At 62.3% G+C, this 24,904-nt stretch carries 24 protein-coding genes and 1 pseudogene; 10 read left to right on the top strand and 15 right to left on the bottom strand.

Features of this window, described 5'->3' with window-relative positions:
- Positions 1–13: 13 nt before the first annotated feature.
- Both OXH74_RS24765 and OXH74_RS24760 read left to right on the top strand, forming a co-directional pair.
- Positions 14–1,555 (top strand): cryptochrome/photolyase family protein, encoded by a 1,542-nt coding sequence (locus OXH74_RS24765; RefSeq protein WP_375739300.1) that lies wholly within the window; start codon positions 14–16, stop codon positions 1,553–1,555.
- An 11-nt stretch (positions 1,556–1,566) separates the two neighbouring features.
- Positions 1,567–1,701: a DUF2256 domain-containing protein gene (locus OXH74_RS24760; protein ID WP_251702009.1), complete on the top strand. Its 135-nt coding sequence runs from the start codon at positions 1,567–1,569 to the stop codon at positions 1,699–1,701.
- Here OXH74_RS24760 and OXH74_RS24755 read toward each other — a convergent pair.
- From OXH74_RS24755 to OXH74_RS24730, 6 genes are read right to left on the bottom strand one after another with little or no spacing between them, the layout of a single operon-like run.
- Positions 1,672–2,160, bottom strand: a complete 489-nt coding sequence (locus tag OXH74_RS24755; protein ID WP_375739299.1) for a DUF2878 domain-containing protein — start codon at positions 2,158–2,160, stop codon at positions 1,672–1,674. The two genes, OXH74_RS24760 and OXH74_RS24755, sit on opposite strands and share 30 nt — an antisense overlap.
- A gap of 8 nt (positions 2,161–2,168) precedes the next feature.
- Positions 2,169–3,431 carry a class I SAM-dependent methyltransferase gene (locus OXH74_RS24750; RefSeq protein WP_375739298.1) on the bottom strand — a complete coding sequence of 421 codons (1,263 nt, stop codon included), beginning with the start codon at positions 3,429–3,431 and terminating at the stop codon, positions 2,169–2,171.
- The gene (locus OXH74_RS24745; RefSeq protein ID WP_375739297.1) at positions 3,406–4,218 is read right to left on the bottom strand and encodes a DUF1365 domain-containing protein; all 813 of its coding nucleotides are present in this window, start codon (positions 4,216–4,218) and stop codon (positions 3,406–3,408) included. Before OXH74_RS24745 ends, OXH74_RS24750 begins: the two co-directional genes overlap by 26 nt.
- On the bottom strand, positions 4,215–5,462 hold the full coding sequence (locus tag OXH74_RS24740) for an NAD(P)/FAD-dependent oxidoreductase (RefSeq protein WP_375739296.1): 1,248 nt from the start codon (positions 5,460–5,462) through the stop codon (positions 4,215–4,217). The genes OXH74_RS24745 and OXH74_RS24740 overlap by 4 nt, the downstream gene beginning before the upstream one ends.
- A 3-nt stretch (positions 5,463–5,465) precedes the next feature.
- On the bottom strand, positions 5,466–6,221 hold the full coding sequence (locus tag OXH74_RS24735) for an SDR family NAD(P)-dependent oxidoreductase (protein ID WP_375739295.1): 756 nt from the start codon (positions 6,219–6,221) through the stop codon (positions 5,466–5,468).
- Entirely contained in the window at positions 6,218–6,640 is a 423-nt protein-coding gene (locus tag OXH74_RS24730) for a nuclear transport factor 2 family protein (protein WP_375739294.1), read from the bottom strand. The genes OXH74_RS24735 and OXH74_RS24730 overlap by 4 nt, the downstream gene beginning before the upstream one ends.
- 737 nt (positions 6,641–7,377) lie before the next feature.
- Here OXH74_RS24730 and OXH74_RS24725 point away from each other — a divergent pair.
- Positions 7,378–8,505, top strand: a complete 1,128-nt coding sequence (locus tag OXH74_RS24725) for a GNAT family N-acetyltransferase (RefSeq protein ID WP_375739293.1) — start codon at positions 7,378–7,380, stop codon at positions 8,503–8,505.
- Here the strand turns inward: OXH74_RS24725 and OXH74_RS24720 are convergent, their stop codons facing one another.
- From OXH74_RS24720 to OXH74_RS24700, 5 genes are all read right to left on the bottom strand, one after another.
- Entirely contained in the window at positions 8,506–8,793 is a 288-nt protein-coding gene (locus OXH74_RS24720) for a DUF2790 domain-containing protein (RefSeq protein WP_215373625.1), read from the bottom strand. It abuts the gene before it with no gap.
- A 211-nt stretch (positions 8,794–9,004) separates the two neighbouring features.
- Positions 9,005–10,837: an ABC transporter ATP-binding protein gene (locus OXH74_RS24715; protein ID WP_375739292.1), complete on the bottom strand. Its 1,833-nt coding sequence runs from the start codon at positions 10,835–10,837 to the stop codon at positions 9,005–9,007.
- Positions 10,838–10,909: 72 nt separating this feature from the next.
- Positions 10,910–11,464 carry a peptidylprolyl isomerase gene (locus OXH74_RS24710; protein ID WP_375739291.1) on the bottom strand — a complete coding sequence of 185 codons (555 nt, stop codon included), beginning with the start codon at positions 11,462–11,464 and terminating at the stop codon, positions 10,910–10,912.
- 11 nt (positions 11,465–11,475) lie between these two features.
- Entirely contained in the window at positions 11,476–12,267 is a 792-nt protein-coding gene (locus OXH74_RS24705) for an alpha/beta fold hydrolase (RefSeq protein ID WP_375739290.1), read from the bottom strand.
- 13 nt (positions 12,268–12,280) lie between these two features.
- Positions 12,281–13,207, bottom strand: coding sequence for a LysR family transcriptional regulator (locus OXH74_RS24700; RefSeq protein WP_375739289.1), 927 nt, complete (start codon positions 13,205–13,207; stop codon positions 12,281–12,283).
- A gap of 108 nt (positions 13,208–13,315) precedes the next feature.
- Here OXH74_RS24700 and OXH74_RS24695 point away from each other — a divergent pair, with 108 nt between their 5' ends.
- The 3 genes from OXH74_RS24695 to rarD all read left to right on the top strand — a co-directional run bounded on the left by OXH74_RS24695 (position 13,316) and on the right by rarD (position 15,619).
- Positions 13,316–13,630 carry a 3-phosphoglycerate kinase gene (locus tag OXH74_RS24695; protein WP_215373614.1) on the top strand — a complete coding sequence of 105 codons (315 nt, stop codon included), beginning with the start codon at positions 13,316–13,318 and terminating at the stop codon, positions 13,628–13,630.
- A gap of 161 nt (positions 13,631–13,791) precedes the next feature.
- Positions 13,792–14,391, top strand: a complete 600-nt coding sequence (locus tag OXH74_RS24690) for an FMN-dependent NADH-azoreductase (protein ID WP_375739288.1) — start codon at positions 13,792–13,794, stop codon at positions 14,389–14,391.
- Positions 14,392–14,722: 331 nt separating this feature from the next.
- Complete coding sequence (gene rarD, locus OXH74_RS24685; RefSeq protein ID WP_375739287.1) at positions 14,723–15,619, top strand: EamA family transporter RarD; 897 nt, start codon at positions 14,723–14,725, stop codon at positions 15,617–15,619.
- Here rarD and OXH74_RS24680 read toward each other — a convergent pair.
- Both OXH74_RS24680 and OXH74_RS24675 read right to left on the bottom strand, forming a co-directional pair.
- Positions 15,587–16,000: an NUDIX domain-containing protein gene (locus OXH74_RS24680; RefSeq protein ID WP_215373605.1), complete on the bottom strand. Its 414-nt coding sequence runs from the start codon at positions 15,998–16,000 to the stop codon at positions 15,587–15,589. The genes rarD and OXH74_RS24680 overlap by 33 nt on opposite strands.
- A complete protein-coding gene (locus OXH74_RS24675; RefSeq protein WP_375739286.1) occupies positions 15,997–16,542 on the bottom strand; it encodes a dihydrofolate reductase family protein in 546 nt (181 codons plus the stop codon). The genes OXH74_RS24680 and OXH74_RS24675 overlap by 4 nt, the downstream gene beginning before the upstream one ends.
- Positions 16,543–16,669: 127 nt before the next feature.
- Here OXH74_RS24675 and OXH74_RS24670 point away from each other — a divergent pair, with 127 nt between their 5' ends.
- Both OXH74_RS24670 and OXH74_RS24665 read left to right on the top strand, forming a co-directional pair.
- Complete coding sequence (locus OXH74_RS24670) at positions 16,670–18,025, top strand: DEAD/DEAH box helicase (RefSeq protein WP_215373840.1); 1,356 nt, start codon at positions 16,670–16,672, stop codon at positions 18,023–18,025.
- Between the two features lie 274 nt (positions 18,026–18,299).
- Positions 18,300–18,551 (top strand): annotated as a pseudogene (locus tag OXH74_RS24665) (DUF1294 domain-containing protein); the annotation flags it as partial.
- Between the two features lie 96 nt (positions 18,552–18,647).
- On the opposite strand, the gene OXH74_RS24660 reads toward OXH74_RS24665, so the two are convergent.
- Positions 18,648–19,625: a zinc-dependent alcohol dehydrogenase family protein gene (locus OXH74_RS24660; RefSeq protein ID WP_375739285.1), complete on the bottom strand. Its 978-nt coding sequence runs from the start codon at positions 19,623–19,625 to the stop codon at positions 18,648–18,650.
- A 247-nt stretch (positions 19,626–19,872) separates the two neighbouring features.
- On the opposite strand from OXH74_RS24660, the gene OXH74_RS24655 reads away from it, so the two are divergent.
- Both OXH74_RS24655 and OXH74_RS24650 read left to right on the top strand, forming a co-directional pair.
- Positions 19,873–20,910 carry a haloacid dehalogenase-like hydrolase gene (locus OXH74_RS24655; protein WP_375741679.1) on the top strand — a complete coding sequence of 346 codons (1,038 nt, stop codon included), beginning with the start codon at positions 19,873–19,875 and terminating at the stop codon, positions 20,908–20,910.
- Positions 20,911–21,201: 291 nt separating this feature from the next.
- Positions 21,202–22,500 carry a phospholipase gene (locus OXH74_RS24650; protein WP_375739284.1) on the top strand — a complete coding sequence of 433 codons (1,299 nt, stop codon included), beginning with the start codon at positions 21,202–21,204 and terminating at the stop codon, positions 22,498–22,500.
- Between the two features lie 45 nt (positions 22,501–22,545).
- Here the strand turns inward: OXH74_RS24650 and OXH74_RS24645 are convergent, their stop codons facing one another.
- Positions 22,546–24,876, bottom strand: a complete 2,331-nt coding sequence (locus tag OXH74_RS24645) for an LTA synthase family protein (RefSeq protein WP_375739283.1) — start codon at positions 24,874–24,876, stop codon at positions 22,546–22,548.
- Between the last annotated feature and the right edge of the window lie 28 nt (positions 24,877–24,904).

Genomic DNA, 24,904 nt, shown 5'->3' with positions numbered 1-24,904 from the left:
AGGCGGTCCCCCAATGACGATGCCCGCCTGCCGCCTTGGGCTGGTGCTCGGCGACCAGTTGTCGTTCGACCTGAGCTTGTTCGACGCCCTGGACGCCCGACAGGACGCATTGCTGATGGCTGAGGTGGATGCCGAAGCGCGTTACGTTGCTCACCACCCACAGAAGATCGCTCTGATATTCAGTGCCATGCGGCATTTCGCTGAGGTCATGCGCCAGCGCGGCTGGCGGGTGATCTACGTGCGCCTGGACGACGCAGACAATAGCGGCAGCCTGCCCGGTGAGTTGTGTCGTTGGATGGAGGCCTTGGGGGCTGAGGAGGCGCATATCACTGAGTGTGGTGAATGGCGCCTGGAGCAGGCGCTCAAGGGCTGCGGCCTGCCGCTGGTGTGGCACCCCGACCGCCGCTTTCTATGCTCTCGCGAGGCGTTCGCGCGCTGGGCAGGCGGCCGCGGCCACTTGCGGATGGAGCACTTCTATCGCGGGATGCGCAAACGCAGCGGACTCCTGCTGGAGCCCGACGGCAGCCCGCTGGGAGGCGCCTGGAATCTCGACGCGGAGAACCGGAAGGCACTGCCGCGTGGCCAACGTGGTCCCTTTCCGGCGAGCTTCGAGGCGGATTCCATTACCCGAGAGGTACTGGCGTTGGTCGGGGCGAGATTCAGCGACCATTACGGCGGCCTGGCTGCCTTCGACTACCCGGTGACCCACGCCGAAGCACAGGCTCTGTGGTTGCACTTTCTCGACTTCTCTCTGGCCGCCTTCGGCGATTACCAGGACGCCATGGCCACCGACGAGCCGTTTCTGTTCCATGCGAGAATCAGTGCGGCGCTGAACATTGGGCTGCTCGATGTGCGCCAGCTGTGCGCGGATGTTGAAGAGGCGTACCGCCGAGAGCGGGTGCCGCTGAATGCTGCCGAGGGATTCATTCGCCAACTGATCGGCTGGCGCGAGTATGTGCGCGGTATCTACTGGCTGCGCATGCCGGAATACGCCGAACTCAACGCATTCGGTAATCACCGTCCGTTGCCTGAGTTCTACTGGACGGGCACCACCGACATGCGCTGCATGGCCCAGGTGATTGGCCAAACCCTCGAGTTGGGTTATGCCCACCACATCCAGCGGCTCATGGTTACCGGCAACTTCGCGCTGCTCGCCGGCATCGCCCCCAAGGCTGTCTGCGAGTGGTACCTGGCGGTCTACCTGGATGCCTTTGACTGGGTCGAGCTCCCGAATACCCTGGGCATGGCGATGCACGCGGACGGAGGATACCTTGGCTCCAAGCCCTATTGCGCCAGCGGCCGCTACATCCAACGAATGTCGGACTACTGCAAGGGATGCCGCTATCGGGTTGACGAGTCGACGGGGCCACAAGCTTGTCCGTTCAATGCGTTGTATTGGCACTTCCTCATGCGCCACCGCGATCGTTTGGGGTCAAACCCGCGCCTGGCCATGGTCTACCGCAATTTGCTGAACATGGATGAGCCGCGGCGCAAGGCACTCTGGTTGCGTGGCGAGGAACTGCTGGCGCAGCTGGACGCCGGGGAGGCCCTGTGAAGAAGGCTTAACTGCCGAGCAAAGTTTGCCCGGTGTGTGGTCGCCCGTTCTTCCGGCACAGGCGCTGGGCGCGCTGTTGGGACGAAGTTCGCTACGGCTCGGAGCGTTGCTGCCGCTCAGCGCGTGCCCGACAGGCGGAATGCTAGAGGCATCCAAGCCCCCCAAAGCGGTGCCAGCACCAGCGTTGTACCGGCGATGCCAAGCGGCAGTGAAACCTCAGCCAATGGCGCGCCGGCGCAGTATGCCAGTGGCCCGCCGATCCCCCCCAGTAATATTCCTCGCCAGGCTGGCCGCGCGGCCCAGGCCAGACTGTGGCGCAGGCCGCAGGCAAATACCAGCCAGAGCAGGAAAAGCCAGATCGGAAGAGGGGACTGGTCAAAGCCGAATACACCGATCGCGCCGAGTGTCGTGTCCATCGCACAGCCGCCCAGGGCCACGCGCAGTAATGCACCGGCCTCCGCCCGGGGGTGAGGACATAGCACCAAGTGTGCGAACAGCCCGGCGGCGACTGCGAACAGTAACCAGGATATCTGTGCGCCGAGAACGCAACCCCACCAGCCCAGTTGCAGCCAGAGCGCGTTGCCTATCAGCCAGGCCCGGTCCATACCTCGGCCTATGGTCGCTCCAGCAAGGGAGCGCTTCGGGATGCCGGGCCTGCCCAGAGCAACTGGGCGACGCCAATGGAGCGTTCTTCGAAGCCGCCTTCGCAGTAGCACAGGTAAAACTCCCAGAGGCGCTGGAAGGTCTCGTCGTAACCAAGCTCCAGCAAGGCCTGGCGTGATTGCCGGAGGTTGTCGTGCCACAGCCGCAGGGTGCGGGCGTAGTGCAGGCCGAAGTCTTCCATGTGCAGAAGGTTGAGCTGAGTTTCGGCGCTCGCGGTCTGCAGCATCACGGTCAGCGAGGGCAGGGCACCGCCAGGGAAGATGTAGCGCTGGATGAAGTCCACCGAGCGGCGAGCCTGTTCGTAGCGCTGATCGCGGATTGTGATGGCTTGCAGCAGCATCAGGCCGTCATCCTTGAGCAGCTCAGCGCAACGGCGGAAGTACTCCGGAAGGTAGCGGTGGCCGACCGCCTCGATCATCTCGATGGATACCAGCTTGTCGTAGCGCCCCTCGAGGTCGCGGTAGTCCTCTCGCAACACGCGAACACGTTGCTGCAGGCCCTGGGCCTCAACACGCTTTACGGTGTGTGCGTATTGCGCCTCCGACAAGGTGGTGGTGGTCACCTGGCAGCCATAGCGGCTGGCTGCGTAAAGTGCCAGGCTGCCCCAGCCGGTGCCGATTTCCAGCAGGTGGTTGCCTGGGCGCAGGTCGAGCTTGCGGCAAATACGTTCGAGCTTGTTCAACTGAGCCTCTTTCAGGCTCTGCTCGGAGCTTTCGAACATCGCGGCGGAGTACATCATGGTGGGATCGAGTAAGCGTTCGAACAGCGCGTTGCCCAGGTCATAGTGCGTCATGATGTTGCGGCGCGAACCGTTTCGGCTGTTGCGATTGAGCCAGTGGAGCAAACGCAACATTGGACGGCCCAGGCGCGCCAAGCCGCCCTCCATGGCGTCGAGCACGGCAAGGTTGGAGACAAACAAGCGGGTCACTGCAGCCAGGTCGGGGCTGCGCCAGTAGCCCAGGATGTAAGCCTCGCCAGCGCCGATCGAGCCATTGCTGGCGACCAGTCCCCAGACCGCATCGTCCAGGACTTCGATTTGGGCCTGCTGCAAGCTGGTTGGATCGCCGAAATCCAGTTGCCCGCCGCGAAACAGTATCCGTAAGTGGCCATGGCGCAGGCGACGCAGTTGGGCGAGAACGGCCTGCTTGAAAAGGCCGCCTGCGAGCGGACCGAGGTTGCCGGCTTTGCTAGCGCTCAGGATGGGGTCGGACATGCTTGGAGTCCTCGTTAGCGGGTTGGCCGACGCTTAGGTGACGCTCGCTGGCCTGGTGGGCGTGCAAGGGGGTGCCTTTGAGCAGCAGCCGCAGGGCCTGCCAGTAGATGGCGGTCAAGGTACGCAGGGACATCCACGGGAAGGCCAGAACGTGCCGGCGCAGGCCCGCAGCGTCGAGTGTCTGGCGCTGCAAGCTGAGGTGGGCCTCGAACAGCTTTTTCCCCTCGCGCCAGTTCTCCAGGTGTACGCGTAGGTGCGGGCCCTCGACCAGGAAGCGCATGCGGTAGTCCATGTCCTGTGACAGAAATGGCGATACGTGGAAGGCCTTGGCCACCCGAAACTCGGATGGTTCTCCGGGGCGCACTGGCAGCACGTAGTTGTAGCGTTCGCGCCAGGGGGTGTTGCGCACTTCGCAGAGGATCGCCGCCAGGCGCCCTGTGTCGTCATGACAGAAGTAGAAGCTCACCGGGTTGAAGGACAGACCCCAGCTGCGTGGCTGGGTCAGCAGGTGGATGGCGCCCTGGGGGGCCTCGCCCAAAGCTTCGCGCAGCAATTCACGCACAGCCTCGGCCAATGGAACGCCGAAGCGAGTCCAGGCCGGTAGGTAGTCGCGCTCACGCCAGCATAGCGGCGCCAGGCGCCAGCTCCGCAGCAGACGCGAGATGCGCAGTACCCGCTCCAGTTCGGCAAGGTCCAGGTAGAGCATTCCGACGGGGTAGCGAAAGGTGTGCGGGCAGGGCACGAAGCGCCGATGGCTGACCCACCCGTCGCAGAGGCTGCTGTTCACAGCGTTTCTCCGAAATGGGCCGCGACCTTGAGAGCGCTCACCACGCCATCTTCGTGGAAACCATTGCCCCAGTAGGCACCGCAGAAGTAACTGTGCTGGTAGCCCTGCAGGCTTTCCCGGCAGGCTTGAGAGGCAATCGCTGCCTGAGTGTACTGAGGGTGTGCATACTTGAAACGTGCCAGTACCTTGGCTGGGTTGACCGCCGTGCCCTGGTTTAGGCTGACGCAGAACGTCACCGGGGCCTCCAGTCCTTGCAAGATGTTCATGTTGTAGGTCAGCGTGGCCGGAGATTCGGGTGGGCCACCTAGCCGATAGTTCCAGCTGGCCCAAGCCTTTCGCCGTCGCGGCAGGAGGCTGTCGTCGGTATGCAGGACCACCTCATTGCTGGCATAGGTCAAGGCGCCAAGCACCTTTCTCTCATGCACGCTTGGGGTCTCCAGCAGGGCCAAGGCCTGATCGCTATGGCAGGCGAATACGACTTTGTCGAAGCGCTCCCATCCAGCAGCACTGAGCAAGCGCACTCCGTCGACGTCCCGGCTGACTCGCTGTACCGCACAGTTAAGCCGTAGTCCCGACTGGAAACCGGCGCACAGCGGCTCGATGTAGCTGCGTGAGCCTCCCTCGACCACTCGCCATTGCGGGCGATTGTTGATCGAGAGCAAACCGTGGTTATGGAAGAAGCGCACGAAGAATTGCAGTGGGAAGTCAAGCATTTGTGCCCGCGACATCGACCAGATGGCCGAGCCCATGGGAACGATGTAGTGCTCGATGAAGCGCTGCTCGTAGCCGTGCATGTGCAGGTACTCGCCAAGCCGCGTGGCAACGTCGATGCGCTGTTCCTGCAAGTCGGCCATGGCCTCGCGGTTGAAGCGCAGAATGTTGCGCAGCATTTTCCAGAAGGCAGGCGACAACAGATTGCGGCGTTGCACGAAAAGGCTGTTCAGATCGCGGCCGTTGTATTCAAGGCCACTGGCCGGATCGTGCACCGAGAAACTCATCTCAGTAGGCCGTGAGGCTGTGCCCAACTGCTTCAAGAGGTGGATGAAGTTCGGGTAGGTCCAGTCGTTGAACACGATGAAGCCGGTGTCCACCGCGTAGCTTCGGCCTTGCCATTCGACATCGATGGTATGGGTGTGGCCGCCGATCCAGTCCGTGGCCTCGAATACAGCCACTTCGTGGCGGCGCGCCAGCAGGTACGCGCAGGTGAGGCCGGATATGCCGCTGCCGATGATCGCGATGCGCACGTTTCAATCCGTTTGTTGGGGCCGTGCCAGGCGTCGGCCCAGTGCCAGGCGCCAGCGCGCCGGAAAGCTGCCGAGTAGGCGAATGGCAAGGATGAAGGGCAGCGGGAAGGCAATCTCAAGAGGCCGTTTCCGCAGGTGAGCTGCTATACGTCGGGCGGCGCGCTGTGCTGACCAGCACATGGGCATGGGAAAGTCGTTGCGGTGCGTGAGCGGGGTGTCGACGAAGCCAGGGCTGACCAGAGTCACGTCGATGCCCTCGGCGGCAAGGTCGATGCGCAGGGACTCGATGAGATATCGCAGGGCCGCTTTGGACGCGCCGTAGGCCCCGGCACGCGGTAGCGCCAGCCAGGTCACCGCACTGCAAACGACTGCGAGATGCGGGCGCTCGCCGCGGCGAAGCAGAGGCAACGCTACCTGCACGCAGTGGCTGGCTCCGAGCAGATTGGTGCGAACCACTCGCTCCACCAGTTCTGCGTCGAAGCGCCCCGGCTCCAGATACTCGCAGGTGCCGGCATTGAGGATCGCTAGATCCAGGGCGCCCCACATGTGTTCGATGCGCCGGCCGATCTCTGCGACGTGCTGCCGATCGTTGATATCGCCTGCGGCAACCAACACCTGGGTGGGAAAGCGCTCCGCTATTGCTTGCAGTGGCGCGATCTGGCGGGCGCTCAGTGCCAATTGATGGCCCTCTTCGAGCAGGATTTCCGCCAACGCAGCCCCTATGCCGCTGCTGCCGCCAGTCAGCCATATGCGACTCATGCGAGCCTCTGCTTGAGCCACGCAATCAGTCGCCCCATCAATGGCAGGTGTTCGTAAAGCAAAGCGCCGGCATCGAAGTAGTCGTGGTGCAGGTAAACCCGTTCATGCCAGCGCAGGTAGCTGCAGCCCTCCAGTTGGATTACTTCACCTCCGGCCAAACGTGGGTGACGAAAACGCAGGGTCCAGCGAAGGTAGCCTCGATCAGGACCAACTTCATCGAAGCCTTGGAATTCGTAATGGAGATCTCGCACGCTGGCGTAAATCTGCCCGAAGTAGCGCCGAAGCGCCGGGAGTCCATTCAGGCTGTGTAGCGGATCACGGAAGTGAACATCAGGTGTGTACAACTCCTCCAGAGCGCCCAAGCGGCTCGCATCCAGTGTGGAGAACGTCTGCGCAAAATCTTGCAAGAAAGCACGCATTTCGGTACTCCCGAATATTTGTACAGGAATTGTATTTGTACAATTTGATGGGGAGAGTAACGCGAAATTTGTACAAGTCAATGGGCTTTGTAGAAGTCTTGTGTTGTCCGCTCCAATGCTTGGCTGCGTGCTATGAGCAAGTCCACTGCCGCAACTCATCCACATGACGATGGACAGGCCCTAGCAGTCGGCGGCGAAACCGGCGGCGGTGGTGCAGTCATGTTCGAGGTAGTCCCACTTTCCGGAAAGCGTCTAGGCAAACACCTCGTCCGGGTGGTAGTGGCGGCTCAAGGCGGGCATCGCTGCGGCGGGTGTCGAACCACTCTAGAAAGGCTTCCAGTCGCTGTTCGAGCCCATCGCGCAGCGGTGCTTTGAGGAGCACGTTGGGGCAAATGAATCGGCTCTGTCTGCGTTAGCTGTTGCTAGTAATCAACGGCCGGGCTGAGAGCCTTGTAGGACTGGGGACGTCGAGTTCTTGCTCGCGAACCGCGATCTTTTCGCGAACAAGCTCGCTCCTACAAGAGATCCATCCGGATGCAATCCTTAACAGGTACAGAGCCAATTAATTCACCCCCACAAGGAGGGGCACCACTTTTCCTTCGGGCGTGGCCCAGCGTTTCCTGGGCACGGTTTTCAAGCAAACCGTGCCCATATTGCTGGTGTTCGGGGCGCGTCTGAACTGCCAGTAATGGCTTCGGATGCTTTCTTTCCTTGGCACCGCAGGCCAGACTTGCGACATGCCAATCCAGACCCTTGCTCGTCTCTCCGATATTGCACCGTCGCAATGGGATGCCCTGTTGCCGGATGCCCAGCCCTTCATGCGCCATGCTTTTCTCAGTGCGCTGGAGGAGAGCGGCAGCGTGGGTGGGCACAGCGGCTGGAGTCCTGTGCATCACCTGTTGCGTGGAGCGGGTGGCGAATTGCTGGCGGCCATGCCGGTTTACCTGAAAAGCCATTCCTATGGCGAGTATGTGTTCGACTGGGCTTGGGCTGATGCCTGCCAACGTGCCGGGATCGGTTACTACCCCAAGTTGCTGGCGGCGGTGCCCTTCACCCCGGTAGGTGGGGCCAGGCTATTGGCTGTGGACGATGCGTCTGCCGTTCAGTTGCTTGATGCGTTGGAGCGCGACGTGGCGGCAGATGGGCTGTCGGGCGTGCACATCAATTTCACTGATGCTTTTGCCGATCTTCACCTGTGCGGTCGCCGCGGCTGGCTGGAGCGCCTGGGTTGCCAGTTCCACTGGCGTAATCAGGGGTACCGGGATTTCCAGGACTTCCTCGACGCCCTGAGTTCACGCAAGCGCAAGCAATTGCGCAAGGAGCGTGAACAGGTGGCGGGGCAGGGGATCGCGTTCGACTGGCGCGCCGGTAGTGAGTTGAGCGAGGCGGAGTGGGACTTCGTCTATGCATGCTATGCCAATACCTACCGCGTGCGCGGCCAAGTCCCCTATCTGACGCGTACTTTCTTCAGTCTGTTGGCGGCACGTATGCCTGAGGCCATCCGCGTGGTGCTGGCGTTGCAAGGTACCCGGCCGGTGGCCATGGCATTTTCACTGCAAGGTGGAGATACGCTCTATGGCCGCTATTGGGGCAGCCTGGCGGAGTTCGATCGACTCCATTTCGAAACCTGCTTCTATCAGGGCATCGACCAGGCCATCGTCAGTGGGCTTCAGCGTTTCGATGCCGGCGCCCAGGGGGAGCACAAGTTGATTCGAGGCTTCGAGCCGGTGATCACGCGCTCCTGGCACTTCCTGACCCACCCGGGGTTGCGTGCCGCGGTAGATGACTTCTTGCGCCAGGAGCGTGATGGGATACAGGCCTACGCCGAGGAGGCGCGTGGCCTGCTTCCTTATCGCCAGGGCTAATCAGCCGATACTGGTCGGTGTGCTGGTGTCGGTGGTGGTGCCGCCCCATTCGAGGAAGCGGATCTTGTGCACTTCGCCTTGGCTGTCTTCATAGACGAGGGTGACCGGCACGACGCCTGTCTTGTCGGAAGTGTCGGTGCGGTGCAGCACCTTCTGAACGTCGATGTCCATTCCGTAGTGGTATTCCACAACGGGTAGACCCGCACCGTGGTTTTGCAAGCCATCCTGGGCGAATACGCTGGGCGCGAGACTGGAGATCACGGCGCTGACAACCGAGGCCATTTTCATAGGCTTTTGTTCCTCTGTTGGGTATCGCTTTCAAGGGACTTCATGTGACCCGACTGAGGCGGTTAGTTCAACCATCGCTCCGGGAGGGGCCGTTTCGAACGGGGGCTGGCTGCTCGCAATCACCCGTGCTTGAGGTGGTGAAACCGTTTGTCGCACGCCGTGAGATTTCCAGGCGAAATAGGCTGAGATGGTCTAGCGGCGGCTCGAAAATTCACTCCACGCCAACGAATCCACCGGTCTGGTGCAGCCAGAGGCGCGCGTACAGCCCGTCTCGCTCAAGCAGCTCGCTGTGGGTGCCGCTTTCCACGATGTGGCCCTTGTCGAGCACCACGAGCCGATCCATGCGCGCAATGGTCGAAAGCCGGTGGGCGATGGCAATGACCGTTTTGCCCTGCATCAGGGTTTCCAGGCTTTCCTGGATTGCGGCTTCCACTTCCGAATCCAGTGCCGAGGTAGCCTCGTCGAGGATCAGGATGGGGGCATCCTTGAGCAGCACCCGGGCGATGGCGATGCGCTGACGCTGTCCGCCGGACAGCTTGACGCCGCGCTCGCCCACATGGGCGTCGAAGCCGCGACGCCCCTGGGCATCGCTGAGCTGCGGGACGAACTCGTCGGCGCGGGCCTTGCGCACGGCTTCGCGCAACTCGTCGTCACTGGCGCCGGGCCGACCGTAGAGCAGGTTCTCGCGGATCGAGCGGTGCAGCAGCGAGGTGTCCTGGGTCACCATGCCGATCTGCGCACGCAGGCTCTCCTGGGTCACTTCGGCGATATCCTGGCCATCGATCAGGATGCGACCGCCCTCCCGGTCATAGAGGCGTAGCAGGAGGTTGACCAGGGTCGACTTACCGGCACCCGAGGGGCCCACCAGGCCGATTTTCTCGCCTGGCCTCACGCGCAGATCCAGGCCCTGGATCACGCCGCTGCCCTTGCCGTAGTGGAAGTTGACCCGCTCGAAGCGTACTTCTCCGCGCCTGACCTGTAGCGGCAAGGCGCCAGTGCGATCGATTACCTGGCGTGGCACCGAGATGGTCTGCATGCCGTCCTGCACCTGGCCGATGTTTTCGAAAATGCCGTTGACGACCCACATGATCCAGCCGGACATATTGTTGATGCGGATCACCAGGCCGGTGGCCAGGGCGATGGCGCCGACGGTGATCAGACCCTGGCTCCAGAGCCAGAGGGCCAGGCCGCAGGTGGTGACGATGAGCAGTCCGTTCATGCTGGTGATGGTGGCGTCCATTGCGGTCACCACCCGCGCGGCGAGCTGAGTCTTGTAGGTCTGTTCGCGGATTGCCTCGCGGGCGTAGTCCTCTTCTTCACGGGTGTGCGCGAAGAGCTTGAGGGTGGTGATGTTGGTGTAGCCGTCGACGATGCGGCCCATTAGGCGTGAGCGCGCGTCGGAAGACTCCACCGAGCGTTGCTTGACCCTGGGCACGAAGTACCCGAGGGTGGCGAGATAGCCAGCGATCCAGAGCGCTAGCGGCACCATGAGGCGCCAGTCCGCTTCCGCGAACAGCACCAGGGCGCTGACCGCGTAGATCAGCACGTGCCAGAGTGCGTCCACCGACTGCACCGCCGAGTCACGCAGGGAGTTGCCGGTCTGCATGATGCGTTGGGCAATGCGGCCGGCGAAGTCGTTCTGGAAGAAGCCCAGGCTCTGCTTGAGCACATAACGGTGGTTCTGCCAGCGGATCAGGTTGGTCAGGCTGGGATTGATGGTCTGGTGCACCAGCAGGTCGTGCAGGCCGTTGAACAGCGGCCGCAGAATCAGGGCAACCAGCGCCATCCAAAGCAGCTCCTGGCCGTGCTGCTCGAAGAATTGGCTGGCGGGCGTGCTTTGCGCCAGGTCAACGATGCGGCCGAGGAAACTGAACAGAGCCACCTCGATCAAGGCGACGATAAGACCGACCAGCAGCAAGGCACTGAAGATCGGCCAGACCTGGCGCAAATAGTAGGCGTAAAAGTGCAACACGCTGCGCGGGGGCGTTTCGTCGGGCACCTGGCGAAAGATATCGATCAGGCGTTCAAACCGTCGGAACAGCATAGTGGCTCATCCTTGCTCAGGCTGCCTTCGCGGAAGGCTGATGGCCCGGACTTCCTGTCCGGGCCAGCGGTCTTAGAGGCGCTTGGCTGAGAGAATCATCACCGGCTTCAGCGGCACGTTCTGGTACATGCCGCGATTACCTGTGGGCACGGAAGCGATCTGGTCGACAACATCCAGGCCGCGCACCACCTTGCCGAACACTGCGTAGCCGAAGTCGCGGCTGCCGTGGTCGAGGAAGGCGTTGTCCTTGTGGTTGATGAAGAACTGGCTGGTGGCCGAGTCGCGCTCCTGGGTGCGGGCCATGGCCAGCGTTCCGCGGACGTTGTGCAGACCGTTGTCAGCCTCGTTCTTGATCGGACCACGGGTTTCCTTCTGCTGCAGATCGGCATCGAAGCCGCCGCCCTGGATCATGAAGCCGGGAATCACGCGATGGAAGATGGTGCCGTTGTAGAAGCCGGCATCCACGTATTCGAGGAAGTTCTTCACGCTGGCGGGGGCCTTTTCGGCTTCCAACTCCACTTCGATCTCACCGGCGCTGGTAGTCAGCAGCACGTGTGGGTTGTCGGCGGCCATCAGGTTCAGGGAGAACAGCAGGGCACTGGCGGTCAGGGCGAGTTTCTTCAGCATGAGCATGGGTCCTAGGTACGTTCCACTTCTTCTATGAAGTCGAGCAGGGTGGTGTTGAATCGGTCCGGCTGGTCCAGCGGAGTGGCGTGGCGGGAGTTTTCGATGACGACCAGCCGCGCATTGGGCAGCTCATTCACATAGGCTTGCTTCTGCGCGACAGGGGTGTAATCGCGGTCAGCGCTGACCACCAGCGTAGGACAGGTGATCCGCGCCAGGCGTTCCCGCACTCCCCAGCCGATGATGGCGTCCAGGGCCGCGAGGTAGGCGCGCTTGTCGTTCTGCGGCCAGCGCTCCTCGATCTTGGCCCGCAAGGCTGCCTGGTCCGGGTGAGGGAACAATAGGCGGCCCAGGCCCTTGGCGATGCTTTCCAGGCTCAGCAACCGCGACAGGCTCCAGCGCTTGGCGATTTCCACGTAGTCGCGCGGGGTTTTCGGCTTCACCTCGGGGCCGCTGTTGACGATGGTCAGGCTGCGCAGCAGCTCCGGGCGCTCGACCCCCAGCTGGAAGCCAATCATCCCACCCATGCTGATGCCCACCAGATGCACCGGCGCCAGGCCAAGGTGCTCGATCAGCGCGGCGACGTCGTCGGCGAACGTGCCCATGTTGTAGCGTTCGCGGGGTTTGTCGGAACGACCGTGGCCGCGGACGTCCAGCACAATGACGCGGTGGCGCGAGCTGAGGGCCGGAATCTGGTACTCCCAGTCGCGGGTGCTCGACCCCAGGCCGTGCACCAGCAGCAACGGTGTGCCGTGGCCGTAGTCCTCGTAATGCAAGCTGCAGCCGTCGTTATTGAAGTAGGACATGCACGACCTCCTGTCAGGCACTGGGCATCGGGGCTGCGAAGGGGGCATCCAGGGGCGCGGAATCGAATGTCCTGATCAGTTCGACCAGAATCTGCGAGGCCGGGCCCAGGGCTTTCTCCTTGTTCGCATAAAGATAAAAAGATGGATGGCGGCTGCCGCCTTGCTCGAGTGGGAGCGGCTTGAGCACGCCTTCGGTGAGTTCACGCTCGATCAAGTGACGCGGCAGCCAGGCGAAGCCTAGACCGCTGCTGACGAAGTTGGTGGCGGTCGACAGGCTACCCACGGTCCAACGCTGCTCCGCGCCCAGCCAGCCAACGTCGCGCGGCTGCGTACGGCCGGTATCGCGGATCACCACTTGCAGTTGGCTTTCAAGGTCCTGGAAGTTGATCTGGCGGTTGAGTCGGTGCAGCGGGTGGTCCGGGTGGGCGACGGCGATGAACTCTACAGAACAGAGCGCGGCGCCCAGATAGCCCTGAATGTCCAGAGTGGTGATGGCCAGGTCGGCCGATCCCTCCAACAGGACTTCCTCGACGCCGGACAGCACCTCTTCACGCAGGCGAACGCGGCAGCCGCGGCTCTGCGGCATGAAAGCGGAGAGGGCGCGGACCAGGCGCGCATTGGGATAGGCGGCATCCACCACCAACCGCACTTCTGCCTCCCAGCCTTGCTCCATGTGGTGGGCCAGTTCTTCGAGCTGGCTGGCCTGCTTGACCAGTTGCCGTGAACGGCGCAGGAGCACCTCACCGGCTTCGGTCAGCACAGCCTTGCGGCCTTCGATGCGCAACAGCGGCACGCCCAGTTGCTCCTGCATCCGGGCTACGGTGTAGCTCACCGAGGATTGCGATCGATGCGTCGCTTCTGCGGCTTGGGCGAAGCCACCATGGTCCACCACAGCCTGCAGGGTTCGCCACTGGTCCAGCGTGACACGGGGGGCTTTCATGCGAGATCGGTCCTCTAGTCGCCAGGGCCGCGAGGACCCAAGCCCCCGTGGCGTGCTGCGTGCCGCAGCGCTCTGCTAAGCTGGCGGCCTCTGCGCTGGAGACCACCTATGAATAAGTTTTGCTGTGCCTTGCTCGCTCTACTACCTGCTGTCGCCCTTGCCTACCCGATCGAGGTGGAGAAGCAGTACAACGGTGCCGAAATCGTCTATGACACCACTGATATCGACGGCAACATGGCGGCGATCAACCTGCAGAACCTAGGTGAGGCCCGCGCCGAGTGCACGGTGCGTTTCATCAACGGGCCGGAAACTCCAAGGGTACGCAAGGCTGTGATCGACGGTGGCAAGAGCGCTTATCTCACCGCCAAGTTCAACCGTGCCGTGATCAAGCTGCGGATCAAGTTGACCTGCAACCCCAAGTGAAGGGGCAGGGGCTTTGGGCACAGAAAACAGCCTAGTGCCGAGCTTTTGATAAATCAACTTTCCTGATGTTTTGTAGCGAATATTTACGCTTTTTTATCGATATGTGACCGCCTAATCTGCCTCCCATCGACGCACAACAACCCCCGATGGAGGTAGTCACCATGTCCCGCATTCTTGTCATCGAAAGCAGTGCCCGTCAGCAAGGTTCCGTGTCCCGTCAACTGACCCAGGATTTCATCGCCCGTTGGCAAACCGCCCATCCTGCCGATGACATCCAGGTTCGCGACCTTGCGATCGACCAGGTGCCGCATCTCGATGCCGACCTGCTGGGTGGATGGATGAAGCCTGCAGACCAGCAGAGCGAAAGCGAGAAGGCTGCCTTGGCGCTCTCCAACCTGCTGACCGAGGAGCTGCGGGCGGCAGATGTGCTGGTGATGGCGGCGCCCATGTACAACTTCGCTATCCCCAGCACCCTGAAGTCCTGGCTGGACCATGTGCTGCGTGCAGGGGTCACCTTCAAGTACACCGAGACCGGCCCGCAAGGCCTGCTCACTGGCAAGCGCGCCTACATCCTGACGGCCCGCGGCGGCATCTACGCCGGTAGCCCGGTCGACCATCAGGAGCCGTACCTCCGCCAGGCCATGAGCTTCATCGGCATCCATGACGTAACGTTCATTCATGCCGAGGGCCTGAACATGGGCGCCGAGTTCCAGGAAAAAGGCCTGGCCGCCGCCAAGTCGCAACTGGCCAAGGTGGCCTGACTCCAGCTCCGCTCCAATGCTCCCCTTTGCGCGCCGTGGCTCCTTGAGCGCGCACGCCAGACCGGCCTGATGGTTCAGGCCGGTCTTTTTGTTGGTGACGTGACCTTGATGGCCGCGGAGCAGCCCGCCTTGAGAATGATTCAGCTCCCGCAGATCAGAGGGGTTTTCTTACCTGCCGTTTTCCGCAATGTCGAAGGCGTCCCTGCCCAGATGGTCAGTTTTTCCCCTTGTTAAGCTTCCTCCCGCGGCAAGGAAGGCGTATTTTCGCCGGCTGCTTTTCGAGGTCCGAGATGACTCAGTTTCATTCCAAAACCCGCGCGCCGAGGCAGCCATGAGATTGTCCGGACGCGGTGTTGTGCTGTCCCTGATAGCCTCTGTGCTGTTCGCCCTGATGCCCGGCTACGTGAAAACGCTGGCCCCGCTGGATGGTGTTCAGGTATTCGCCCAGCGCGTGCTCTGGTCGATCCCGGCGGTTCTGGCCCTGTTGCTGTTGACGCGCCAATGGCCCGCGTTCATCGGGGTACTCGGGCGTTTGCGAAGTGAACCCTTGTTGCTGGCAGCATTGCCGCTGGCTGCGGTGTTGATTGGCGTGCAGTGGGGGTTGTTCCTCTGGGCACCGTTGCAAGGGCGGATGCTCGAGGTGTCCCTTGGCTACTTCCTCCTACCGCTGGCGATGGTGCTGGCCGGCAGGGTGTTCTACAACGAACGCCTGCGCCCCCTGCAGCTGCTGGCGGTTATCTGCGCCGTGCTGGGTGTGTTCCACGAGCTCTGGCTGACCCGTGCCTTCTCCTGGCTGACCCTGGTTACCGCGTTGGGTTATCCGCCGTACTTCATGTTGCGCCGCTGGATGCGACTGGATGCGTTGTCCGGTTTCATCCTGGAGATGGCGGTCCTGGCTCCCTTGGCGATCTGGATGATCGTCAACTGGTCGCCGCCTGGTGCCTTCACCCTGGTACCGCAGTTGTGGTGGCTGCTGCCTGGCCTGGGGCTACTCGGCACCCTGGCGTTTGCCGCGATGATGGCCTCCAGCCGCCTGCTGCCGCTGGGCTTGTTCGGCATCCTCAGTTATGTGGAACCGGTGCTGCTGTTCGCCGTGGCGGTGATTTTCCTGGGCGAAGCATTCAATCCGGCTCAGCTCTGGACCTACCTGCCGATCTGGCTGGCCGTGTTGCTGATTGGCTGGGACAGTGCGAAGTTACTGCGCAAGCAGGCTCGGCAAGGGCTTTAACGCCGCCAACACATGGTCCCGCAGCAGCGGAGCCAGATTGCTGGGATGGACTTGGCCGGGTGCCAGCCAAGCCAGTTCTTCCAGTTCCGCCGCCGCTTCCACCGGGTGGGGCAGGCGAGCGACGAAAATGTCAGCGTTGATCCAGGTGCCAGCTTCGTTGGCGGCCGGAGCGCGGAACTGCCCGAGTGGCTGCAGCGCCGCTGCATCCAGGCGCAACTGCAGTTCTTCCCAGAGTTCGCGAAGCAGGGCTTGCACGGCGCTTTCGCCCGCCTCGCGCTTGCCGCCCGGCAGCATCAGGGCTTGGGTGCCGCGCTTGCGCACCAGTAACAGGCGGTCTTGCGGGTCGAGCAAGCAGGCGGCAGCAATGTTCAGGGTGGTCATGGGACCTCGGCTTCGGGGAGGAGTTGATAGTGCAGTTGCACCACGCCGGTGCTGAAACTACGTTGCTCGCGGAGTTGGAGACGGCGTTCGAGGCCGGTTGCGAACATCGGAATACCGGCGCCCAGCAAGTGTGGGATAACGTTGACCACCAACTCGTCGAGCAGTCCGGCAGCATAGCAGCTTCCGGCCAGCGAACCGCCCCCGACCAACCAGACGCGCTTGCAGCCTTTCCTGGCGAGTGCTGCAAGGGCGTCGCTCGGCGAGGCATGACTGATCCGGACTTCTGGAGCCTTGCGCGGTAGTTTCGCTCGGGTCAGTACGGTGCAGGGCTTGCCAGGGTAGGGCCAGTCGCCACCGAAGCCGAGGACCGACTCATAGGTCGCCCGCCCCATCAGCAAGCCGTCGACACTGTCGTAGAAGGCCTGGTAGCCATGGTCTTCATCGGTGTTCTCGACAGCCTCCAGCCAGTCGACGCTGCCGTCCGGGCGGGCAATGTAGCCGTCCAGGCTGGCGGCGACGTAGTAGATCAAAGTCGGCTTCATGGCGTTGTTCTCCGGGACAAGCGTTTAGCTTAACCGCAGTTTCGAGCTGCGCCAGGTCAGCACTCTGTGCGGAAATCGGGCTTTCCGCCGCGACACCGGGTAACCTATGCAGCTATTTACGTTTTCGATCCGAGGTAGTCCTGTGTTTGCCCAATTCGCCCTGCACGAACGTCTGCTCAAGGCCGTTGCCGAACTGAACTTTGTCGAGCCGACTCCGGTGCAGGTGGCGGCCATTCCGCCAGCCCTGGAAGGGCGCGACCTGCGTGTCACCGCACAGACCGGCAGCGGCAAGACCGCTGCCTTTGTCCTGCCGCTACTGAATCGCCTGATCGGTGATGCCGAGAAGCGCGTGCGTGTTCGCGCACTGATCCTGCTGCCGACCCGCGAACTCGCCCAGCAGACCCTGAAAGAGGTAGAGCGTTTCTCCCAGTTCACCTTCATCAAGTCGGGCCTGATCACCGGTGGCGAGGACTTCAAGGTGCAAGCGGCCATGCTGCGCAAGGTGCCGGATGTCCTGATCGGCACGCCTGGGCGTCTGCTGGAGCACCTCAACGCTGGCAATCTGGACGTGAAACAGGTGGAGGTACTGGTGCTGGACGAGGCGGACCGCATGCTCGACATGGGTTTCGCCGAGGACGTGCAGCGTCTGGCAGGCGAATGTTCCAATCGGGCCCAGACCCTGCTGTTCTCCGCTACAACAGGCGGAGCGGGTCTGCGCGAAATGGTCGCCAGCGTCCTGCGTGACCCGCTGCACCTGCGCCTGAATGCAATTGCCGAGCTCAACGAGGGCACCCGCCAGCAGATCATCACCGCCGACGATCCGGCCCATAAAGAGCGGCTGGTACACTGGCTTCTGGAGAACGAGACCTACCAGAAGGCCATCGTCTTCACCAATACCCGTGTCCTGGCGGACAGACTTTACGGTCGCCTGGTGGCGGGTGGTTTCAAGGCCTTCGTGCTGCATGGCGAGAAGGACCAGAAGGATCGCAAGCTGGCCATCGACCGCCTGAAGCAGGGCGGCGTGAAGGTGCTGGTGGCTACCGACGTTGCCGCGCGCGGCCTTGACGTGGATGGTCTGGACCTGGTGATCAACTTCGACATGCCACGTTCTGGCGATGACTACGTGCACCGCATTGGCCGTACTGGCCGCGCCGGTGGCGAGGGCTTGGCGATTTCTCTGATCTGCCATACCGACTGGAACCTGATGTCCAGCATCGAGCGCTACCTCAAGCAGAGCTTCGAGCGCCGGGTGATCAAGGAGCTCAAGGGCAGCTACAGCGGTCCGAAGAAGGTGAAAGCTTCCGGCAAGGCCGCTGGTGTGAAGAAGAAAAAGGTCGACAAGAAGGGCGACAAGAAGCCGTCCGCCAAGTCCGCCGCGCCCAAGCGCAAGCCGGCCGCCTCCCGCGCGCCGCGTGGAGAGTCGCAGGTGGTGAGCAGCGATGGCCTGGCGCCGCTGAAGCGCAAGAAGCCGGCAGCGGAATAAAGGAGCGGGCGGAGGAATGTCGCCGATGCGCAAGGCCGTGTTGGCGGCCGGGGCCTGGTACTTCTCGGAGGCGCTCCGGGCTGAGGTCTACCGTTGCGTGCAGCCAGATGGCGTCGTGCAGTTCAGCGACCGTGGCTGCGCCTCGCTACAGGCATCGCAGCCGCTCGCCTCTGAAAGTCAGAGCCTCGCCGCCTACTTTGTCCAGCTCATGGGGCAGGGGCCTGAACAGTTGCTAGGGCCTTGGCTCAGCGGCTTTGGCGCTGTGCAACTCCTGCTGCTGGCGTACGCGTTGATGAGCCTGCTGTGCTTTGTGGCGTATTGGCGGGACAAGCGATTCGCCATCGCCGGCCAGCAGCGGACTCCCGAGACCCGGCTGCACCTTCTGGAGCTGCTGGGCGGTTGGCCCGGCGGTCTATTGGCGCAACGCCTCATCCGCCACAAGAACCGCAAGCTCTCATATCAATTCAAGTTCTGGCTGATCGTGGCCGTCCATCTTTCCGTGCTGGGCTACTGGCTGTTCGGCTGACTCTACGGAGCCGGGGCTTTGGGTGAGGGCGACAGGGCAGGCCTCTGGCCTGCCTTCGCGAACGAAGCCACTCCTACAGAGCGGGGACGCCTCCTTTCACGGCACCAGCACGATCTTCCCATCGCGCTCGCCACTGGCCGCAGCGGCGATGGCTTCCTTGATCTGGCTGATGTTGTAGGTGGCCGCGATGCGGGCCTTCAACTTTCCGCTGGCGATCAGTTGGATCAGCTCACCGAAGAGCTGCATCTGCTGCTGTGGCGTCGCCTGACGGAACCAGCGGGCCAGCCAGAAGCCCTTGAGGGTGACATCGCGGAAGACGAAGGAAGCTGCGTTCACCTGGCAGGGCTCGCCGCTCATGCGTCCGTAGTTCACCAGCACGCCACCCTCCGCCAGGCTGGAGGCGAGGTGGTCGGTCGAGGCACCGCCCACGGCGTCGATGCCGAGCTTGATGGCTGCGCCACCCGTGGCTTCGCGGGCGCGTTTTGGCAGGTCCGGGCCATCCACCAGCACCACGTCGCCTCCTTCGGCTTGTATAGCGGCCACGGCGGATTCGCGCCGGACTACATTGACGGTTTTCAGGCCACGGATCTTAGCCAGCTGGATCAGGTAGCTGCCGACGCCGGAGTTGGCGGCGTTCTGGATCACCCAGTCGCCCGGCTGCAGATCGACGAAATCGCGCAGCATCAGGTAAGCAGTGGGCGGGTTGACGCTCAGCATCGCCAGTTGCTGCGGATCAGCGCTGGGCAGTGGGACGAGCTGCTTGGCCTCGGCGATCAGGTGCGTGCGCCAGGTACCGCAGCCAACGGGGAGTAGCACGGTCTGGCCGGGTTTGAACTGGGCCACGTCAGAAGAGGCTTCGACGACCTCGCCCACGCCCTCATTGCCGCCAATGGCTGGCAGCGGCGGCAACATGCCGTACTCGCCGGTCAAGGTCAGCACATCCGAAGGGTTGATTGGCGCGGCCAGCACTTTCACTAGAACCTGACCTGCGCTGAGCGGCGGCAGTTGGAACTCGACGGCTTCGATCACATCTTGCGGCACCGGACCGCGGGTCCTGTATTCGGCTTTGAGCATGGCGCTTCTCCTGGGCAGGTAAACGAATGAGTCTAGTGCCTTGACCCCGCAATGGGCTGAATCGCGAGCTATTTACCCGGCTGATTACACAACGGGGCAGATGGCGCAGAGAGAATGGCGGAGGTCGTATTGGTGGCGATGGCGGGCAGGGCCTTTGCTAGGGTCGGCGGCGAAGCTGGAGTCGCGAGCTTCCTTGGATGCATTCACACCCTAAAGGAACAAGAAGATGAAGATCGCCAAGACACTGATGTCTGCTGTGCTGTGCCTGGGAATGATAGGAGCCGCCCAGGCCGCGACCGAACTGAAGCACTGGCCGGAACCGGCCGCCAAGCAACTCGACGCGATGATCGCCAAGCATGCCAACCAAGGCAACTTTGCGGTTTTCGACATGGACAACACCAGTTACCGCTATGACCTCGAGGAGTCATTGCTGCCCTTTCTGGAGATGAAGGGGGTGCTGACCCGCGAGAAGCTCGACCCTTCGCTGAAGCTGATTCCCTTCAAGGATGTGAATGGGCACAAGGAAAGCCTCAACAGCTATTACTTCCGGCTCTGCGAGATCGATGACCTGATCTGCTATCCCTGGGTTGCCCAGGTCTTCTCCGGCTTCACCCTGCGCGAGCTCAAGGGCTACGTCGACGAGCTGATGGCCTATGGCAAGCCCGTGCCCAGCACCTATTACGAAGGCGATGAGGTCAAGACCATCGAGATCAACCCGCCGAAGGTGTTCAGTGGGCAGAAGGAGTTGATGAACAAGCTCAGCGAGAACGGCATCGAGGTCTACATCATGACCGCCGCGCTGGAGGAGCTGGTACGCATGGTCGCCTCTGATCCGAAGTACGGTTACAACGTCAAACCGGAAAACGTGATTGGTGTGACTACTTTGCTCAAGGACCGCAAGACCGGCGCAGTGACGACCAGTCGCAAGCAGATCGAAGAAGGCAAATATGACCCCAAGGCCAACCTGAGCCTTGAACTGACGCCCTACCTCTGGACCCCGGCGACCTGGATGTCGGGCAAGCACGCTGCTGTCCTCACCTACATCGATCAGTGGAAGAAGCCCATCCTGGTAGCAGGCGATACGCCCATCAGCGACGGCTACATGATGTTCCACGGTACCGACGTCGGCAAAGGCGGTATCAACCTCTGGATCAACCGCAAGGCCAAGTACATGGACCAGATCAGCGGCATGCAGAAGGATAATGCCGAGGCCCAGGCCAAACTGGGTCTGCCGGTGACGGCCGACAAGAACTGGGTGGTGGTGACCCCCGAAGACATCCAGTGAACCCAAGGGCCGCCCCCAGTGGGCGGCCGTCTGCCTTCTCGGGGCTATCACACGACAGCCCATCATCCCGCACACCAACCCCACTCCCGGCGGGAGTGGGGTTTGTGCTCTTGCCCGGGTTGCATTGATCGGGCGATCTGCACCGCTCCTCAGCTGGGGCTCATTGACGCTTGCACTAAAGGCAACTGTGACGGCTCGATTGGTGAGTCCGCCTGTCCTGGCTGGACAGTGGAGACGTCAGCCCCGGCTGGTAGCCTGCCGGCCTTGTCCGAACCTTGAGTGGAGTGGTCGATGAAGCATCTGCTATTCATCCTTGGCTTGAGCCTGGCCGGTTTGCCGGCCGCTGCGCTCGCCTGGTCCAACCATGCTCTGGGAACAGCCCTGGCACTCGCCGAGCTGGTGTCGATCAAGGATGCTCCGCAGGTTGAGGTCGAGACGCTGGAATCCTTTCTCGAGGAGGAGGGGGTGGCGTTGGAGCAGCTGCTGGATGAGCAAGAAGCATTCATGCGCGAGACCTATCCAGGCTACCCGGCTCGGCCCGATGAACTGCATTGGCTGCCGCTGCACCGTGGTGACCGGCGTCGAGCATTCCTCATGGCGCTGCGGGCGAACCCGGAAACCAGGCTCGCGTATTTCGTTCAGGCGCTGCCGGGAATGGACTGGCAGGGCCGGGCGCCGCTGGATGCCTCCGAAGTCATGGTGTTCAGCAAGCCTAACCTCTGGGCTGCCTGGCATTTCTACCGTGTCGAGCCCGGCGAACGATTACCGGCACTGGCGGTGCTGGCCAGTGCCTCGGATGAGCCGGATTACGGCCACGATATCAATTTGTTCAGTGACAACCCGGGGGAGGCTGGTGCCCGATACAATTTCGGCCCACAGCCGTTCGGTGACTCGCGTTACGAGTATTCCTCCCAGGCTCCTTTCCACATGGGTTACTACCACGAGTCAGAGCTGGTCTATCGTGGTGCGCCGTTCCTGACACGAACCTACCCTGAAATGCGCGTTTTCCAGTACATCGGTCTGGCCCGGTTTGCCTTTGAAAGTGGTCATCCCTATTGGGGCTATCGTTTCCTTGGCTGGGGACTGCACTACGTTCAGGACCTCACCCAGCCTTACCATGCCAAGGCACTGCCGGGGCACAGTGACACGCGCTTGCTCTGGGCCGCTCTGAAGGATGTGGTGGGCCTGGATCACGAACGGCAAGCGGTCATGGCTCAGGTCGCCAAGCGGCACACCGAGCTCGAGAAGTACCAGGTGGAAGAACTCGGCCAATTGCTGCGTGATGGCAACACAGAGAGCCCGCTGATGCGCGCCTATGCCGACCAGTCGCGTGATGGTGATTACCCTGCCTACGACGACCGTCGCTACCTGCGCTGGGTGGTTTCCCTGGAGGCTTCGAAAGGGGCTGATGACCTTGACCAGCGCCTGGGCGAATGGTTGGAAAGCGCGAACCGCCCCCCAATGAGCTTCAGCCAGGGCAATCATTTGCGGCCAGCATTGCGCGACTCTCGCCTGGATGAAGCACTGGTGCGCCTCCTCCAGCACTTCGGTGCGCACACTCGCAATGTTGTGAGAGCGGTGCTGCCTTGAGCGGATGATGCCACCCGCGCGTCGATAGCGTGGGTGGCACGGTGATTAGTGGTACTGCGGCAGGCGCAGTTCCCTACCTTCCGGAATTGCGGTGTGCTCCTCGTCGGGACTTTCCAAGTCGTCCGCCCGACCGCCCTGCTTGCGGGCCAGCATGCCGAAGATGCTCTTGATCGGATTCAGTGGGCGTTTCTGCTCCGCCAATTGCTCGCCTGTCCCAACGCTTGGCGGCGGCAAGGCTTCGGTGGTCACACGGAAGTCGCTGATCTCGATTACGCCACGACCCTCGGCCAGCAGGTGGAACGAAAAGGCCTTGCGGGCTTCGGGGTTATCGAACGAGAAGCTGAGTTTCACTGGTTTGCCCTGCACCAGCCGGGGCAGCTCGGGTATGGCGAGGGCAACGTCGCGCTCGAATTCCTTGGCTTTCAGCTGCATCTGGGCACCCTCGCGCGCCATCCGCAGGACGCGGATCTGCAGCTGCACGTGCGTGCGGCTGTTCTTCGGCAGCTCCATATACTGCGCGCCGATCAGGTTGTCCGCCCAATCGTCCCGGGACTTCTCTTTCAGCTTGATGCGCTCGCGGGTGGCGAACTGGTACTCCTGGCCAAGCATTCCGCCCTGCAGCGATTGGTCCAGCAGCGCACCGCGCTGAGCCATCAGGCGGGCTTTCTTGCCGCTGAAACTGCCGAGGTAGCGAGCTTCGTCGGCGATGAAGCCTTCGCTCTGGTAACGGCGGCATACCTGTCGGAAGTCGCACTCGGTGAAGGTGTCCTTTCCGTCATGGTGGCGCAGCTTGCCATTGGTGTAGGACATGATCTCGCGTCCGCTTGCGTACTCACGGAAGAGCGAGCGGCCAGCAAGGTTCTGCGGGACCTCATAACCGAAGTAGTCGAGGATCGAGGCCTCGAGGTCGACGTGCCCGTAGACACCGGCCTTGATTGGCGGGAGCGCGGCCTGCTCCGGCGCCAGTACCAGGTTGAAGCCCCAGGCCGAGGCAAGGCGCACCTTGTCGATACCGTGGGACTCGTCCGAGGTGACGATCACCAGGGTGTTTTTCAACACACCCTGCTTCTCCAGGCCCTGCAGGAAACTGTCCACGGCATCGTCCAGGTAGGCAATGGCGGCTTGTTTCGCGTCCGGGTAGCGTGCCAGGTAGTCGGCCGGGGCGGAGTAGGGCTGGTGGGTCCCAACCGTCAGCAGCGTCAGCATCCAGGGTTTCTTCTGCTGGCGCAGTCGCTTCACATAAGTAAGCGCGCCCTCGAAGAACGCCTTGTCATCCATGCCCCAGGGGAACTCCAGATAGGCCTTGTTAGGGAACCAGTCGCGCCCCAGGGTCTTGTCGAAGCCCATCTGCGGCATGATCTTGTCCTTGGCCATGAAGCGCAGCCCTGCGCCCTGCAGGAAGTGCGTGCTGAACCCGTGCTGGCGCATTTGCGCGGGCAGACAGGCCTTGGCGCGAGCTGGGTTGTTCAGCAATTCGAGGCCTTTCGGTGTGCCCGAGTCGAGCTTGCTGTAGTCGCCGCAGAGCATGGCATACAAGCCGCGGATGGTCTGGTGGCTATGCAGGACATAGTCCGGCGTCGTCATGGCGCGCTCTGCCCATTGGCTGAGCTTGGGCATCATGGCGACGTCGTAGCTGCTGTTGATGGCTGCTCGGTTGGCAGCCAGGTAGGCGCCGGGAATGCCTTCGAGAGTGATCACCAATACGTTGCGTGCCTGCCCCGGTCCGGGCAGGAGTGGCATACCGTCGAGGTCCAGACGGGCAAGACCGCTGATGTCTGGCGGGGTATCCGGCTGATTGCCGTCCAGCCAGTCTTCGAATGCCAATTGCCCCGTGCTGGCGATGCTGGCCAGGAGCTTGTGCGGCAGGTTGAACTGCTGCCACTGGTCGGCGTCGCTCGGCTGGCTGTATTGCAGGAATACATGCCCGGCCAGCAGGGCGGCTGGTACACCGAACCAATAGCGCGGCAGCGGATTTATCGAGCGTCGCCAGCAGATCAGGCAGGCAAGAACGCTGATGGCCAAGGCGATGGCCAGCTTCGGATGCCCTACGCCACCGCCTTGGGTGGAGTTGCTGACGAATTGCGGATCGAGCAGATAGGTCAGGTCGCTGGGCTCAGGCATACGCCCGACGGCACCTACCAGCTCGATGTTACCCATGGTCATCAGGCTCCAAGCCACCATCACGGGTAGCCCCAGCCACCACGGGCGACCGTAGATCAGGGCGATCAGGAAGCTACCCACGACAAGGTCGGACAGGTAGCCAAAGTGATCGGACCAGCCAAGCGCATAGCGCCAGGCAAGGGGAATCACCAGGAAGAGCACGCCAAGGCTTGCTAGCGATAGGAATGGTGGCAGCCAGCGGCTGGATGGGCGCACAGGGACTCCCGAAATCAGGCAGTAAGTA

The organism is Metapseudomonas boanensis (assembly GCF_042232855.1).
In the GTDB taxonomy this organism is placed as follows: Bacteria; Pseudomonadota; Gammaproteobacteria; order Pseudomonadales; family Pseudomonadaceae; genus Metapseudomonas; species Metapseudomonas boanensis.
This window is presented reverse-complemented; position numbering and strand designations above follow the sequence as displayed.